Source organism: Sulfurimonas sp. NW7 (assembly GCF_051132265.1).
GTDB lineage: Bacteria > Campylobacterota > Campylobacteria > Campylobacterales > Sulfurimonadaceae > Sulfurimonas > Sulfurimonas hydrogeniphila.
The window spans coordinates 881,889-897,898 of the sequence record NZ_CP093235.1 but is presented as its reverse complement, the minus strand read 5'-3'; the positions used below and the strand labels follow the sequence as shown (position 1 = coordinate 897,898).

Genomic DNA, 16,010 nt, shown 5'->3' with positions numbered 1-16,010 from the left:
ATGTATGGATATATATTTTGCAGTATTAAACTTCACTCTCTCCGGAGCCATCGGGTTGGTAGGTATCCTCACGCTTCAAAAAGTGAGTACACCCAATGAAGTTCTTTTTGCTCTCTTGCCGCTTTTATTTGCCCTGCATCAGTTTGATGAAGGTTTTGTCTGGCTTGGAATGGGTGGGCATATTGATACACGTGCCCTGGAGATTGCCGCAGGTATTTTTGTCTATTATGCGCAGGGTTTGCTGCCCTTTCTCATTCCTCTGGCTATCTGGCTCATAGAAAAAGACGGATACAAAAAAAAGCTGGTTGGAATTTTGGCAATTTTGGGTTTTGGTCTTGCTGTCTATACAATGTACGGACTCTCAACAGTACCAACAAGTGTCAGTGTTGTAAACAACACACTGTATTACAAAAATCCATGGACTGAAAACTTTTATGATGCGGGCATTTATATACTCACAACCTGCGGCTCTTTGATGCTCAGCAGCAGTATTGCCATAGAACTTTTTGGACTTTTAAACCTCATCGGTCTTGTTGTTATATATATTCTCAGACCTTACGGTTTTACCTCTTTATGGTGTCTGTATGCGGCAGCTATCAGCGGATTGTTATATTTTTATTTTGTTGAACGACGTATTCAGTTTCTCCAGGAACTCAAAACAAAAAAAGACGGTATAGGTAAAAAACTCGAACAGGAATTAAACAGACTCAAAAAAGCACATCCAAAGCTTTTTACTTCACGCCTCTAATGACACTGCAACAGTGTTCTGAGAGGATTCGTCAAATAATCATACCCATTGTAAATCGTAAATATCCCGTATAAAATCACAGCCACTGAAGAGAGGCTCATCATCATATTTCTAAAACTCGTCGCAGAGGCAAGAGAAGATAAAAATCCTAAAGAAAACATTGCCGGAATAGTGCTGATACCGAAAATAAACATTACCAAAGCACCGTAAAGCGGACTTGCCGTACTTGCAGCCGTGATGGCAAAAAAGTAAACAAAACCGCAAGGAAGCAGTCCGTTTAACATACCGAGAATAAAAAAGCTTGTATTTGATTTTGAGTGTAAAATAGCCTGAAAAGATTTTTTGTAAAAATTTGATGAAGAGATGGAATGTTCTATCAATGTAAGAAATTTTATTTTTCCCATTAACGACAAACCTGCCAAAATCATTGCAGTTCCTGCGATGATGAGCAGTGTACCGTTTGCGGTATTGCTAAAAGTTGCCACCCCGCCGATTGCTCCAAAGAGTGCTCCTAAAATTGTATAGGTCAACACACGTCCAAAGTTATACAGCAGATGAGCCACTGTTTTGGAGACCTTGGAGCTTGCAGGTTCAATTTTAATGGTTGAATAAGCAAGGACGATACCCCCGCACATACCGATACAGTGTCCAAAAGAGCCTAAAAAAGCGATAGTGACAATTGTCAATAAATTTACCGTATCCACACTATTGTCCCAGTAGCTGTTTTCTTATTTTTGGATCTTTCATTGTTTCGCCTCGGAGCATTTTTAGACGCATCGTATCGAAATCGACCATGCCCTCTTTTTTGTGTTCATAAGCTCCAAAGCCATACCCCATAGGTGTCAGTTCATTTAATGTATAATAGGCCTTTCTTCCGTCTATCCATCGGTGCGTATCTCTGCTCATCACCCAGATAACGGCCCTGTCTTGAAATTTTTTGTCACTGAGCCAATGCACAAAATCCCCATGATCATGAAAAAACCAGGTCTTCCCATCGGGTGCGACAACCTGAGAGGCATATGTCAAATCATCTATGACCATGCCACAGTCACTGTCTTGAAACTTATGCAACTCCATTTTCAAAGGCAACTGTTTAAGATTTCCCTCTTTGATAACAACCATTTTCTGCGTTTTTTCCAAAGAGAGAAAAAGTGTAACAATAACAATAACAATAATTCCGATAAGAAGAATCGGCATAAATTTTTTCATATTTTTTTAACCTTTATGTGAAATATGTCCTTCAGCCCAATTAAACAGCTTTTTTAAAACCGGTACTTCATACAATTTGGACTTTTGCACACCCAATAGTCGGCACTAAAGTACCGATTCCGATGAAGCATTATATAGCGAAATTGTTACAGTTGTATTAATCTCTTCTTTTTTTACCTTTTCCCAGATCATCATAATGCAAAAACCTTTGTAAATCCTCTTGCAAATCCTCGTCCAAAGCATCCCAGATTTCTTTTTTTTGGGCATATCTGGGGAGATCTTCTTTTTTTGACTTTTTAATATCCCGGATAAGGTAATGATAGCGTACAATTTTTTTCGTGTATTCACTGATAAAAGGCCAGTTTTTTATAATCTGATAACTTTTCTCTTCATGGTCCGTAAAACTCCATTCATGAAACTCATAATCCTCTGCATCTTTTTTATAGGCAACAAAAGGCTTTCCGATATCATGCAAAAGTCCTGCAGCAAAAAACTTGAAATCTCCCGCTTTGAGGGCATAATATGTCACACGAAGCGTATGCAGCAAAACACCGTGCTGATGCCATTTGTTCTGTGTAAAAAAGAGCGAATCCAAAAAAGCATAGGAAAATATTTTGTTGTTTGTTGTATTCACAGTGACTCCTTTGCCATAGGATGACATACTTCTACAGTATCTTTTAAATCCTGTTTTTGAATATGGGTGTATATTTGTGTTGTCAGCAGTGAAGCATGCCCTAAAAGTTCCTGTACTACCCGTAAATCGGCTCCACCACGAATCAGTGAAGTTGCATAGGAGTGACGCAGTACATGGGGGGAGACTCCAAGATATTTTTGTGTTATTTTATACGCGGAAATTCGACTGAGTTTTCCTCCCTGGTAATTACACCAGACATACTCTTTTTGCATGTTACATGTAAGCAGATAGGCATCTATTGCCTGTTTTGCAACTTTTGCCAGAGGAACAATGCGCTCTTTTTCTCCCTTTGCGTGCCTTACATGTAACCATCCGCCTTCTATATCGCCGAGTTCCAGTTCCAGACATTCGCTGATACGCGTGCCGCTTGCATATAAAAACAGTATAAGGGCATAGTCTCGCAAGCCTATCCAGTTGCTTCTGTCTATCAGGTCCAGACCGTGTAATATATCTTCATAAGATAAAAATTTCGGAAGAAGTTTTGGAATTTTTGCAAATTTCAGTTTCGTTTTTTCACTGCTGAATTGCTGTCTGTAGCAAAATTCAAAAAAGGCATTGACGGAGGAGAGCTTTCTGTTGAGTGTGCGTTTGTTTTCATACGAAGACAAGAGAGTCATAAGTTTTTGTGTATCAAGAAAAATCAACGGTTTGGAGAGTTTTTCTTCAATGGCACACAGATCACTTTTGTACGCCTCTACACTCTTTTTACTCAAAGCTCTTGTTACAGTAATATACTCTAAAAAAGCTTCCAGTTCGTTTGACATCTATTGTATAGAAATTTTCTCATTATCTACAAAGAAGGCTTTTTTACCAACAAAAACAAGCCCGTCATCCAAATCCACTTCGTGAACGGTATAATCAAATGTTTTTTTATTGACCACTATCATATACCCCTCTTTTTCCAGAACATATAAATTATCTCCATCACTGATCATCCCCAAAAAGTGTGCAAAGGGAAACTTTATTTTAGAATCAACCTGCAAAGAGGGTGTCAAGGAGAGTATTTCTCCCTGTTTTGTTGTAATATACAAAGCTTTTTCATCATGCACGATATTTCGTAATTCATATTTGGCACGCAGTTCTTTTTGCGAAAGTGACAAGATTTTGGAATCACTTGCGGCAATGATTTTATCATCAAATATACTGAAATAGACAATATTGTTAAAATAGTCATCAGACGAGACTATGACAGTTCTGAGTCTTTTTTTCAGTTTTGTATTCACAATGATGACTTTGCCGTCTAATGTTGAAAAGATAACCAGATCATTCATAAAGTACGGCTGAACAATTCGAATATCATTGGCTATCGCTTTGCCGCCCTGTTCTTTGAACAAAAGCTCTTTTGAATGCATATCATATAAGGCTATTTCATTATTGGCAAACAAAACTGCCAGAATATTATCTTTGACACCTGCGGTTGCTATTGTTCTTTTTAAGGCAAAATGTTTTGTCATTTTCGCTGATTGCTCTGATGTAAGCGTCAAGTTTCCGTCAATTGCGGCAGATAAAACCCAACCGTCACTTTCACCGAGTACTCTTTGATGCTCTTTGTCTATTTGTATGCTTATATTTCCGTCTCTGTCTAAAACTTTTCCATTATCCAAAAGTGCCGTATTTGATGAAATATCAACTATTTCATCTTCAATTTTGGCATGATTTTTCCAGTCATAAGAAACTTTTTTTGGTGTAAAAACCTCTTTTGTACTACATCCGCTCAGCAATACAAGCATAATTGATGCTAAAAATATATATGTTTTCAAAGTCTATTTTACTCCATAGTGCATTAAAGCACGAGAAACCTGTGCCAATGGAGAGTTCACACTGATCATACTGAGTTTTGAATGTGCCTCTTCTATCTTTTTGTCATGCATCAGTAAAATTGCAAGTTGCACCTGAGCCAAGTCCCTGTATATTGCATCCTGTTTTTCAGTGTACTCTTCAAGTTTATTGCTATCCTGAAGATTTTGTGCCACTTCATAACTTGACAAATCACCAAGCAGTAAAGCCTGAGAATTTTGCAGTTTTTCCAATTCTTTTATATTTTTGCTCACAACGGCCCGGGAATAGACCCAAAGATCATGCAGGTTCGGACTTAAAGTTGCCAAAGTTGCCAGTGTCGCTTCATCTTTCGGATTTTTCTGTAATGTCAAAAGTGCCTGGTTTGCCGCTTCAAGTGTATGCTGTTTGTTAATATTGTATGCAATGTCACCGGCAACAAACAGTGCAATTGCCACAACAGAACCTATCATTGCTTTTTTGTATTTTTTTACAAATTTCTCCGTAACCACTGCTTTTTCAAAAAACTTTTCTTCTGATGTCAGCTCTTCTTTTACCATTTCAATATTTTCTTTTAAACTCAAAAATTCTTCCTTATATCTATATCGATTGTTTTATAAAGTTTCTAATATTACCCATAAATAAGTTAAAGTTTTATCAAATATATGATAAAATCAAAATAAACTATTATACAGGACAGACAATGCAAGTAGATGACACACTATTAACACGACTGGAAAAACTTTCCTATTTACATGTAAGCGATGATAAACGTGAAGAAATTATATCGCAGCTCTCAGAAATAGTAAGTTTTGTAGATAATTTAAGTGAGTTGGATACAAGTGAAGTGGATAGTACTTTTGCTATGGATGACAGAGCAACACCTTTACGCGAAGATATCCCAAAATGTGACAGTACCATCAGCCAGGAAATTTTAAAGCACGCTCCAAAAAGTGCAGATGATTTTTTCATCGTTCCTAAAATCATTGAGTAGTGCCATGATAAAAGTTTATGGCATTAAAAACTGTGACAGCGTCAAAAAAGCACTCTCTTTTTTTAAAAAACACAATCTGGCGTATGAACTTTTTGATTTTAAAACACAGCAGCTTCCGTGTGAAAAAGTAGACTACTGGGTGTCAAAAGTCGGCATCAAACCCCTCTTTAATACCAGAAGCACCACCTACAGAAATCTCAAACTCAAAGAACTGAACCTGGACGAGCAGCAACAACAGGAGTGGCTCTGCAAAGAAAACCTGCTGATTAAGCGTCCTGTCGTGGAGTATAACGATGATGTTCTTGTCGGTTTTAATGAAGAACAATACCAAAGGAGTTTTTTATGAATGAAGAAGTAAAAACAGAGAGTTCCACGAAACGCTTAGATATCAAAAAGCTGTTAAAAAGTGTCTTGGCATTTAAATCTTCGGATTTACACCTTGTTGTAGGCAGTGAACCGCAAATCAGAATAGACAAAGAGTTACGTGCTTTGAATCTTCCTGTCCTTACCGCCAATGATATTGAAGAGATGGCCTATTCTCTCATTGAAGACAAACAAAAGAAAGTTTTTGAAGAGCACAATGAACTGGACTTCTCATTTGAACTCAAAGATGTTGGTCGTTTTCGTGCAAACTTTTACAGAACCATTCACGGAATTGCCTGTGCTTTTCGTATGATTCCTATAGAAATTCCGACACTGGACGAATATGGAAATCCGCCTATTTTCAAAGAACTGGTAAAAAAAGAAAAAGGACTTATTTTGGTCACTGGTCCTACGGGTTCTGGTAAATCAACAACACTCGCTTCCATGCTGCATGAGATAAATATGACAGAACGTCGTCATATTATCACCATTGAGGATCCTGTGGAGTTCGTTCATAAAAACATCAAATCTCTTTTTTCCCAACGTGATGTAGGAAGCAATACAGAATCTTTTGCCACAGCACTCAAATACTCACTTCGTCAAGACCCCGATATTATTCTCATCGGGGAAATGAGAGATGCCGAAACTATCGGTGCCGCACTCACTGCTGCAGAAACGGGTCACCTGGTATTTGGAACCCTGCATACAAACTCTGCACCGGGAACGATTAACCGTATTATTGATGTATTTGACGGAGAAGAACAAGCCCAAATTCGAGCACAGCTCTCATCTTCATTAGTCGCTGTAATTTCACAAACACTTATTCCAAGAATAGGCGGAGGCAAAGTAGCCACACAAGAGATACTTATTACAAATCCGGCAATCCAAAATCAAATACGAGAAGACAAAGTACACCAGATTTATTCTCAAATGCAGTTAAACCAGCAAGAGACCCATATGACAACACAGACACAACAACTCATAGAACTGCTTCAGAAAAATATTATCTCAAAAGAAAATGCCATTAAAAACTCCAACAGACCCGAAGAGTTAATGAAAATGATAGGTTCCCTTTAGGAACCTTTTCTAAAACGAATCATTTTAAATCTTTCCCCCAAAAAGTTTGGCATGATGAGCATCTTTACTTTTTCAAGTTCCTGTTTGTATATTTTTTCATCAGCATGCTCCCTAAGCATCTCCAAAAGTTCTAAAATACCCATATCAACGAGTGCGACCATCTGCGCTTTGAATTCTACAAACTTCACCCCTGCCTCTTCATAGGCATCCTTTACATGTAAGAAGGTGACATCATAGGTGATATCGCTTTTTGCAAAGAGTTCTTCTGTGTTTAAACCCTCTTCAAAGAACGGATGCACTTCATGCTTTGTATAAATTCTGAGTGAAAAATCGGGACGGGCCTGCATCTCACCGTAATCAAAGCTTATAAATTCAAACTTCTTTGCAGCATTTGCCATCTCTTTTGCAAATGCTTCATATCCTCGTGCAATTTCCCCTCTGTCTTTGTGGTATTTTTTTGCCTTTTGCTCCACCCATTCGTCTGTTTCGTCAAAAATCACTTCATGGTTTTGTACCCGTGCACTTTTGCCTTTAAAATACAGTTCACAGGGAAATGCGTCAAATATTTCATTGGCTATAAAAAAGGCATTGTTACATGTAAGGTCAGAGAGAGATTTGTAATGTTTCAAAGATACAGCATCACCAAAACTTTCTGAAAAATATTCTCTTTGATGTTTCTGCAAATCATCAAAGCGTTCTATAATAACAAACTCAAAACTTGACAACAGCTCCGGTCGCAGAGTATAAAGAAACTCACACACATCCGCCAAAAAGTACCCGTGATGTGCCCCTATTTCACAAATAACCGCATCTTTTTGCAAAAAACCTTCATCAACAAGTGAAATAATATGCCTGGCAATGGTACCGCCAAAAAATTTGCTTGTACTGACTGCCGTATAAAAATCACCCTCTTTGCCTATATTTTTGTATGTTGCATAATAGCCGTTTTCACCATACAGCCACTCTGCCATATATTCACTAAATTTTTGACTCATTCTTTTTCCCGTTTATTTTTCATTGCTGATATACATTTCATACAGATTCAAGAGTTCCAACTGTTTGTCCAGCTCATATATTTTTGTATCTATATTTTGTATCTGCAAAGAATTTGCAAGTCTTTGCACATCATATTCTGTCTTGTACCCAGCCTTAAAAAGTTTTTTTGTATCTTCCAAAAGCTTCGTATATAATACGATATTTTCATTACTCAACGCTATCTTTTTATTATAATTTTCTATATTGTGCATAACCTGTTCATACAAAGAGTTCAATTCTCTTTGTTTGTCTTTTAACACAATTTTTGCCTTTAAGTAGTCTACTTTTGCAGATTCTATATCTCTGAATGTATTGATATCGAGTGGAATTGAAAGGGCAATACCATAATCATAATAGTTTAACTCATTTGAATTGCTGACTATTGTCGGACCTACCTGAAAAGCCTGATTTGTCGTGAGCTTCCAGTTATATCCTGCTGTAAGATTTACCTTTGGAAGATATTTTGCAAGAGTAACATTTTTATTGTATCTGTTTTTCTCTGTCTGGGCTCTATCCATTTGCAGCACTATATTATGTTGTAAAAACTCGTCATTGTCTAAAAGTTTTAATTTCGGAATAGTGACTTTTGTATAATCCAAATCACTCAAAGCATGAAAGGAGCTTACAAGTTTTTCCTTCGCAGCCTGAATATCGTACAAAACAGACAAGGCTGTATTTTTTTGAATCACAGCATCATCTAAAAACCCTGAATCAAGCTGTCCGCTGAAATACTCCTCTTTTTTCTGTTGCAGATTTATTTCACTGTTTTTAATTTGCAGTTTTTGCTTTTGCTCTTTGAACTCTGTTTGTTTTATCTGCATCAAAACAGCAATAGTATCTTTAATCATTTTTCGCTTTGCCACATCAATAGAGTATTTCGTATAATATTTACTCGCATTGGCAAATTTTATGCCGTAATAGATCCCTCCGCTTTGAAAAATTGGCTGATTTATGCGAATAGCCGCATTTTGGTTTGACTGTCCAACACCAAAAGCATTGTTTTTGGAATAACTGTAATTGATCTGAACAGGAACTATCCATGAGTCACGCAGTTTGGAACTCTCCGCTTCATTTTTTTCATAATCATACTGAAACTGCAACTGCTTGTAAGAAGATATGAATTGCTCCAGACCAGCATTGCCATCAGCTCCAAAAAGAGGAAAACTACAGCTGAGACATAGCAGAGTTAAGAGCACTGAAGCCTTCATCAATTTCCTCTTTTGTAATTGTCAGCGGTGGTAAAAATCTTAATGTGTTTCTTCCTGCTTTAAGCATAATGACACCATTTTCCTTTGCCAGGTTTATAATATTTGTCAGTGTATCTGCATCTTTGACACGCAGACCACACATCATACCAATCCCGACTTTTTGTGTAAATATTTCCCTGTTGGCATTATAAAATTTTTCCAAAGACTGATTGAACATCAAAGAGGTTATTTCCAAATCACCGCTTTGTTTTTTTTCATTGAGTATATCTACCACTTCACATACAGCACGGCTGCTCAGATAGTTTCCGCCAAATGTCGATCCGTGATCTCCTGCGCTGAGAACATGCTTGAGTGTTGTCATGACTATTCCTACAGGAACACCTCCTCCGATGCCTTTTGCCAGGGTGATAATCTCAGGGGAGATTCCATAAGCCTGCGATGCCGTAAATTCACCGATTCTATAGGCACCGGTTTGTACTTCATCGACAATCAAAGGAATTTCACGCTCTTTTAAAAGCTTTGCCAGTGCCTGTACTTTTTCTTTGTCCTGCGGCTCTACTCCGCCCTCGCCCTGAATCAGTTCGATCATTACACCCGCTGTATGGTCGTCCAGCAGTGCTTCGATTTCGTCTATACCGTCTGCATACACAAAACCGTCAGGAAAAGGTCCGAAATAGTTATGCATCGCCTCCTGCCCTGTTGCCTTGACTGTTGTAATGGTTCGTCCGTGAAAAGAGTGGTTGAGTGTAATTATTTTGTATCTTTTTATCTCTCCGTCACGCTCCCCGTGTTTTCTGGCAATTTTTATAGCTCCTTCATTTGCTTCTGCACCACTGTTTGCAAAAAAGCACTGCATATCATACCCGCTTGTCTCGACAACTTTTTGAGCAGCCAGTGCCTGGGGTGCTATATAGTAAAGATTCGATGTATGTGTCACACTTGCCAGCTGTTCGCACAAAGCCCTGCTCACTCTTTCATTTGCATGACCGACTGAAACAACACCGATACCGGAAGTAAAATCTATATACTTTTTCCCCTCACTGTCAAAGAGAGTAGCGTTTTTTCCTCTTACAAACTCTATATCTGCCCGTGCATATGTCGGTAAAACATATTTTTTATCCATTTCTTTAATGTTCATTTTGTCTACTCTCTTTATTTTTTAGCAATTTTAACTTTATTTTCTTGAAAAACAGCACATTTACCCTCATAAGAGTGCTTTGAGGATGTCAGATTGTTGACACCCGGTGTGCCGCTGTATATAAGCACAGTATCTGTACGCAGTCTGCTGTCATTTTTTACTCTCAGAACAACACTTCCGTTTTGTGAACTTATTTCAATCTCTTCACCGTCTTTATATCCATGAAAGGGATGTATATAGAGATGTTTTTCTCTGTAAAACTGAGAATTTAAACTTCTGGGACTCTTGGGTGTTATGAGATTAAATTCATCTTCAGCCTCACTCTGCTGAGTCTCAAACTCTTCCAAAAAAACAAATTCACCGTCATTGGTATCAAAACCGTTTTGATACGGAACTGCTTCTCTGTTTTCAACCTCAAAACATCCGTTAATTTTTTTCACACCAAAATTTTTAAAATACTGCAGATACTCCTCTTCTGCTTTAATTTCTATATCAAATGCCTGACACAGATACGCTGCCAAATCATACTCACTGATACCGATGTCACTCTCAATCTGCTTATGCATCACCATCAGTCCGTTATGGGCATAGGAGGTACGTATATCATTCTTTTCCAAGAAGGTTTTTGCAGGAATCACCAAATCTGCCATTGCACTTGTTTCATTCTCGTACAAACCAAAATAAACTACATTTTGTGTTTTTTGTAAAGCATTTTTGACTCTCAAACTGTCTGGCATCTGTGCAAGAGGATTTGCACCCTGAATAAACACGGTTTCAAACGCATCAAAGTCAGTATTGACCTTGGAGACTCGTTTGGCTTTTGTTTCAAATGGAGAGCTGATTCCCTCTTTGGAATTTCCAAGGTATGCCACACCGCAGCCCTCTTTTCCAAAAAAGCCAAGGGAGACGGCAAAGGCATCAATACTGCGCATCACATCCGCCCCGTCTCTGTATTTTTGAATACCTACACCACAGACAATAGCAACTTTTTTATCTATAGTCATATGTAAAATATCGCCAATATCGCCCAAAGTCACACCGATATCTTCAAGTGTTGCTTTAATGCGCACACCCTGTGTCAATTCGTAATACTCCTCAAATTCACTTGCATACTGTTGTATAAACGCTTCATTCAAACTGTCATTAATGTATACAAATCGTGCTAAAAGCAATGCAAGGTATATATCTGTATGCGGTTTTATCTGTACATGTAAATCAGCCATCTGGGCAATTTTGGTTTTAATCGGGTCTATCACTATAATGGTTTTGTCTTTTATAAGCGGTAGTATATGAGAAGAAGTCGTATGCGGATTTCTTCCCCAGAATATAATCACATCTGATTTTTCAATTTCACTCAAAGGCATATTTTTGTTGCTGCCTCTGCCTTCTATTATTCCGGCTTCTCCTGCTCCGTCACACAAGCTTCCATCCGTAAGCGTTGCCCCAAAATTCGCAAAAAAGTGGTCTGTCACTTCCTGCATCAAAGCAAAATTTCCGCTGCCTCTGTAATGTAAAACATCACTTTTAAACTCTACTGCAAGCAACTCTTTTAGTTTCAACAGTGCTTCTTCCATCGTAATTTCTTTTCCCTGAAATCGTGCTTTTTCTATCCTTTCAAATTTGTCATAATGGTTGAGATGGGGGCATAAAAATCCCTTTGTATGCCCAATTTTAAGAGGTTTGAGTTTTTTTTCATCATACACTAACCCGCAGGCGTCATAACAGTCAAGAGGACAGGCCGTAAGACTACTTTTCATTATTTCTCGCTTTGAATTCAATTTTTACCAATCCGGAAAATACTTTTTGCGCATCAATAATAATTTGCGCTTTGTATTTTGAAATATTTTTTGTATCTGCTATATAAGAAACACGTGAGACTTTATACGGTGTCTCTTTTCCGTTGATATATATCACTTTTTTCTTCACATTTTTTAAATCATTTTTATCCAAATAAACACTCAGCAGAGCCTTGGAGGTATCTGCAATTTTGGCCAAAGGGGTAGAAACCCCTACCGTTTGACCCGCTTTGACGGAGATTTCATACAATACAAAGTTTTTGGCACTGATGTTTTTGTCTTTTATGGTTTTTAGAAGCTGTTTTCGTCTTAACTCCAAATCGGCTATAGTGGTTTTTAGATTGTTTATCTCTTTTTGTGTTGCAAGAAAAGAGTTTTCACTGTTCAGCAGGTCATAAAACTCTTTGTCTTTTTCTATACTGGATTTTATCTTTAAATGCTTGATTTTTTGATAATTTTCTCGCTTTTTTTCTACAAGTTGTCGCAGATTTTGCAGTATTTTTTCATTCAAAAGCAAGGTGTTTTTTTGATAAGAGAGCTTTTTCTCAACAGCCTTTAATTCATCTTCATCAAGTTCTGAATCAATTTTTATAAAGATTTTTGATGTGAGTTTTTTTCCAGTCATATTGTCATCTGTGTAAAGCACTTTGCCCGAAACATTTGATGCAATTGTTCTTATTTCATAAGGTTCTACTTTTGAATAGTATACGTTGGAAAACAAAAAGGTAGTGATAAAAAGTAATGTTACTATTATTTTCAAAAATTCTTTCCTGAATGATATTATAAAGCTATTTTAACATTTCATTACTAATATTCAAGCCAAATTCATTTTATTTTCGCTACTATTAATGCCTATTTAAAATTAAAGGTATTATATGTCTGTATTAGACAATGTCGACGCTGCCACAAATCTGGCAAAAAATAATGAATTACAACTGTTGGTCTTTAGGGTAAGTGAGAAGAGAGACTCAGCTTTTTATGCTATCAATATCTTTAAAACCCGAGAAGTGGTCGAATCTAAAAATCATTTTTTGACACAGATACCCTCTGCTCATCCCTTGTTTGAAGGGACAATCGTTCTTCGAAACCTGCAAATACCCATTTTAAATCTTCCTGCATGGCTGGATGTAACATTAAATGAAAATGAAATTTCTCATTCCAAAATTTTAATTTGTGACTTTAACGGTATTATTATAGGACTGAGAATTATGTCCGCCTACAGAGTGATCAAAAAGAACTGGAATGAGATGCACGCACCGGACAGTTACAGACTCAAAGAAGACGGTGTAGTCATGAATGACACAAGGCTTGAAGATGGAAGCCTCTGTCTTATCCTGGACTATGAAAAACTTCTTGCTGATGTCTTACCGCAGGCACTTGTAAATGTAGACAAAGATATAGAATTTTTAAAAGATATTGTCATTCCCGATAAGCTGAAATACGGAACCGTCCTCATTGCAGAAGATTCAAAAACAGCACAGCGACACCTTATACAGCTTTTTCAAAAAGCAAACATCAATATCAAACTTTTTGACAATGGTAAAAAACTGATTGACTACATTAAAACGCTCGGCGAATCTGTAAAAGAGATACCGGCAATAATTACAGATATTGAAATGCCGGAAATGTCCGGTTTTACCGTCATTCAAAATTTAAAAGCCAATCTGCTCACAAGAGATATTCCTGTAATTGTCAACAGCTCAATGACAGGAGACAATAACAAAAGAGAAGCAGAAGATTTAGGCGCAAGCGGTTTTATAGATAAAACAAAAAGTCATAATGTCATCCCTTTGATTGTTTCGGTAATGGAATCATAAAAACAGTACAAGTTTTTCAGTTAGTCTTTTCTCTTAAATCTAGCATAAAACAAACTCCATCATCCCTGTTTTTAACAGTAAGTTTTCCGTTGTGATGTTCTTCAACAATTATTTTAGACATATAGAGTCCAAGTCCTGTACCATTTTTTTCACTCTTAGTAGAAAAATAAGGGTCAAAAATATTTTGTAGGATATTTTCTGAAATTCCCCCTCCATTATCACAGATTGAGAGTACTTTATTATTAACTGTTATATCAATACAAGGGTTTGAAATATTTTTTTCCCGAAAATTATCCTGTGCATTTTTTAAAATATTTAGAATAACCTGCATAATTTCGCTGTCATACATTTTTATTTTTTCTAAACGAATATAATTAAAAGTCACTTGAATATTATTATTTTTCAAAGATGCAAGAATGATATTTAATGATTTATCAATAACTTCTTCAAACGTGCATAAAATTGACTGCTTGTTTGGTTTATAAAAATTTCTGAAATCATCAATGGTATTTGTCAGGTTTTGAACAAGATTTTCAATAACATTTAGCTGTTGTAAAAAATAATTTTGACACGCTTCCTGCTCTTGTAAATTATTCAGATTATAAGATTCCAGCTCTATTTTCATAGATAAGTTAACAGATGTACTGGCAATGGCACCAAGAGGCTGTCTCCACTGATGTGCAATCATTGAGATCATCTCTCCCATTTGTGCCAAACGGGATTGTTGTTGGAGTTGCTGATCCTGTTTTCTGTTTTTCGCTACTTCTTGTTGAATCCGCTCTTCGAGTGTTTTGTTTAACTCTCTGAGTTTCTTCTCCTGCTGGACCCTTTGTGTAATATCTTCTATAATAAAAATCGTCCCGTCAAGCATCGCTCTCATTTTTATATTCAAAATTTTATCTTTAAAAGAAAACTGTTCTATATCAACGCTTAGTTGATTTTTCTGAATCATTTTCTCCACATAGATATCAATAATTTCCGGAACCTCAAAAAAAAGTTTTTTGTAATCTTTATCTATATAATTATGTAAATTTTCTTCGTTGATTTCTAAAATTTCTAATATATTACTGTTGAGCATACTAATTTCTGAATTTTCTGAAACAGTAAGAATCCCGTAGGGAATATTTGTAATGATGCCACTTAAATATTGATGCAGGGCGAGGGACTGCTTAGTTTCTGACATTGTTCTCTTCCCTCTTTACAGCTATTATCGTTGAAGCATCATCAAGATTATATTTATTGAAAATATCTGTTGCCAACTCTAAAGTTGATAAATTACAGACCTCTTTATTTAAAAAATCATTATACTCAATACCGTCACTTGCCAGTACAATACAAAACTGCTCAGGAAGCAACTCTTGTTGTACTGATAAATCTTCAGGCAATTTCAGGCAGGAAGCTTGCGTATATGCTTGAAATTTCATCTCAGGATAAGAGAGAATAAAACCATTTCCCAAAATCAGATATTCAAGTTTATCAGGCAACAAACGCAACAGCACAAGAGTGATATCTTCAAAAGCATCATTATTCGAAAGCATAAGGTTGATATACCTTACAATGTCTTTTAAGGGCAACCGGTACTCTTCCAACAGAAGTCCTTTTACACTTTGTACGGTTTTATATGCCGACAGATCATCTCCTTTGCCTTCAATAATAGCAAATAAACTTTTATCTCCATCATAATGTTTAATAAAATATGCATCACTGTTAAACTGACTTGCCTCTTTTTTTACAGAAACTGGAGAGTATTCATATGTAGGTTCATCAATATATTTTCTAAGAATAATTGATGTTCCGCTTGTATCACTTTTTTCAATCAAAAACTCATCAACCGATCTTTTTGCAGCACCAAGCCCAAATCCCAGACTGTCTTTTGCAGAAGAGTTACCATCTTGTAAGGAGTGTTGAATATTTTTTATACCTTTGCCTTTGTCTTCAATATAAACTTCCAGCCCTTTGTTGTTTTGTGTATATCTGCAACTTACTTTGACATCCTTTGCATAGCGAATACTATTAATAACAATCTCTGTAACTGCAATTGAAAACATGCCTGCATCAAACCGGGAAAAACCAAACTCTTTCGCTATTTCGTTTATTTGTCTTGCACACTGATAGGCTTCAATCTCATCTAAAATATGGAAAACAAGTGACATAA

General features: G+C 36.7%; 18 protein-coding genes. 5 read left to right on the top strand and 13 right to left on the bottom strand.

All coding sequences use genetic code 11. The annotated features are described in order from the left end of the window. The first annotated feature begins 4 nt into the window (after positions 1-4). A complete protein-coding gene (locus MLC35_RS04760) occupies positions 5-748 on the top strand; it encodes a DUF6629 family protein (protein ID WP_346388616.1) in 744 nt (247 codons plus the stop codon). Here MLC35_RS04760 and MLC35_RS04755 read toward each other — a convergent pair. From MLC35_RS04755 to MLC35_RS04730, 6 genes are all read right to left on the bottom strand, one after another. After that, positions 745-1,452: a sulfite exporter TauE/SafE family protein gene (locus MLC35_RS04755; RefSeq protein WP_226069046.1), complete on the bottom strand. Its 708-nt coding sequence runs from the start codon at positions 1,450-1,452 to the stop codon at positions 745-747. The genes MLC35_RS04760 and MLC35_RS04755 overlap by 4 nt on opposite strands. A gap of 1 nt (position 1,453) precedes the next feature. Further along, positions 1,454-1,957, bottom strand: a complete 504-nt coding sequence (locus tag MLC35_RS04750) for a hypothetical protein (RefSeq protein ID WP_151900595.1) — start codon at positions 1,955-1,957, stop codon at positions 1,454-1,456. Between the two features lie 157 nt (positions 1,958-2,114). Further along, positions 2,115-2,591: an HD domain-containing protein gene (locus MLC35_RS04745; protein ID WP_230973238.1), complete on the bottom strand. Its 477-nt coding sequence runs from the start codon at positions 2,589-2,591 to the stop codon at positions 2,115-2,117. Further along, positions 2,588-3,415, bottom strand: a complete 828-nt coding sequence (locus MLC35_RS04740; protein WP_151900597.1) for a tyrosine-type recombinase/integrase — start codon at positions 3,413-3,415, stop codon at positions 2,588-2,590. The genes MLC35_RS04745 and MLC35_RS04740 overlap by 4 nt, the downstream gene beginning before the upstream one ends. Then, complete coding sequence (locus MLC35_RS04735; protein ID WP_151900598.1) at positions 3,416-4,411, bottom strand: hypothetical protein; 996 nt, start codon at positions 4,409-4,411, stop codon at positions 3,416-3,418. It lies immediately after the preceding gene. A 3-nt stretch (positions 4,412-4,414) separates the two neighbouring features. Further along, positions 4,415-5,011, bottom strand: a complete 597-nt coding sequence (locus MLC35_RS04730; protein ID WP_151900599.1) for a hypothetical protein — start codon at positions 5,009-5,011, stop codon at positions 4,415-4,417. 119 nt (positions 5,012-5,130) lie between these two features. Here MLC35_RS04730 and gatC point away from each other — a divergent pair, with 119 nt between their 5' ends. The 3 genes from gatC to MLC35_RS04715 are packed head-to-tail and all read left to right on the top strand — an operon-like array spanning position 5,131 to position 6,861. After that, entirely contained in the window at positions 5,131-5,421 is a 291-nt protein-coding gene (gatC, locus tag MLC35_RS04725) for an Asp-tRNA(Asn)/Glu-tRNA(Gln) amidotransferase subunit GatC (RefSeq protein ID WP_151900600.1), read from the top strand. Positions 5,422-5,425: 4 nt separating this feature from the next. Next, a complete protein-coding gene (locus MLC35_RS04720; RefSeq protein ID WP_346388612.1) occupies positions 5,426-5,767 on the top strand; it encodes an arsenate reductase family protein in 342 nt (113 codons plus the stop codon). Continuing rightward, positions 5,764-6,861 (top strand): type IV pilus twitching motility protein PilT, encoded by a 1,098-nt coding sequence (locus MLC35_RS04715; RefSeq protein WP_434638059.1) that lies wholly within the window; start codon positions 5,764-5,766, stop codon positions 6,859-6,861. Before MLC35_RS04720 ends, MLC35_RS04715 begins: the two co-directional genes overlap by 4 nt. Here MLC35_RS04715 and MLC35_RS04710 read toward each other — a convergent pair. From MLC35_RS04710 to MLC35_RS04690, 5 genes are read right to left on the bottom strand one after another with little or no spacing between them, the layout of a single operon-like run. Continuing rightward, on the bottom strand, positions 6,858-7,856 hold the full coding sequence (locus MLC35_RS04710) for an SAM-dependent methyltransferase (RefSeq protein WP_346388611.1): 999 nt from the start codon (positions 7,854-7,856) through the stop codon (positions 6,858-6,860). The two genes, MLC35_RS04715 and MLC35_RS04710, sit on opposite strands and share 4 nt — an antisense overlap. A gap of 12 nt (positions 7,857-7,868) precedes the next feature. Further along, positions 7,869-9,104, bottom strand: coding sequence for a TolC family protein (locus MLC35_RS04705; protein ID WP_434638056.1), 1,236 nt, complete (start codon positions 9,102-9,104; stop codon positions 7,869-7,871). After that, positions 9,061-10,242, bottom strand: a complete 1,182-nt coding sequence (locus MLC35_RS04700) for an acetylornithine transaminase (protein ID WP_418641270.1) — start codon at positions 10,240-10,242, stop codon at positions 9,061-9,063. Before MLC35_RS04700 ends, MLC35_RS04705 begins: the two co-directional genes overlap by 44 nt. A 14-nt stretch (positions 10,243-10,256) precedes the next feature. Beyond that, on the bottom strand, positions 10,257-11,999 hold the full coding sequence (locus MLC35_RS04695; protein ID WP_434638054.1) for a molybdopterin-containing oxidoreductase family protein: 1,743 nt from the start codon (positions 11,997-11,999) through the stop codon (positions 10,257-10,259). Then, the gene (locus MLC35_RS04690) at positions 11,989-12,798 is read right to left on the bottom strand and encodes an HlyD family efflux transporter periplasmic adaptor subunit (RefSeq protein WP_434638052.1); all 810 of its coding nucleotides are present in this window, start codon (positions 12,796-12,798) and stop codon (positions 11,989-11,991) included. The genes MLC35_RS04695 and MLC35_RS04690 overlap by 11 nt, the downstream gene beginning before the upstream one ends. Before the next feature lie 115 nt (positions 12,799-12,913). On the opposite strand from MLC35_RS04690, the gene MLC35_RS04685 reads away from it, so the two are divergent. After that, complete coding sequence (locus tag MLC35_RS04685; RefSeq protein WP_151900608.1) at positions 12,914-13,855, top strand: chemotaxis protein; 942 nt, start codon at positions 12,914-12,916, stop codon at positions 13,853-13,855. Positions 13,856-13,871: 16 nt separating this feature from the next. Here MLC35_RS04685 and MLC35_RS04680 read toward each other — a convergent pair whose 3' ends face one another. Together MLC35_RS04680 and MLC35_RS04675 are read right to left on the bottom strand one after the other, a co-directional pair. Continuing rightward, on the bottom strand, positions 13,872-15,038 hold the full coding sequence (locus tag MLC35_RS04680) for a sensor histidine kinase (protein ID WP_151900609.1): 1,167 nt from the start codon (positions 15,036-15,038) through the stop codon (positions 13,872-13,874). Beyond that, positions 15,025-16,008: an ATP-binding protein gene (locus MLC35_RS04675; RefSeq protein ID WP_151900610.1), complete on the bottom strand. Its 984-nt coding sequence runs from the start codon at positions 16,006-16,008 to the stop codon at positions 15,025-15,027. The genes MLC35_RS04680 and MLC35_RS04675 overlap by 14 nt, the downstream gene beginning before the upstream one ends. Positions 16,009-16,010: the final 2 nt, after the last annotated feature.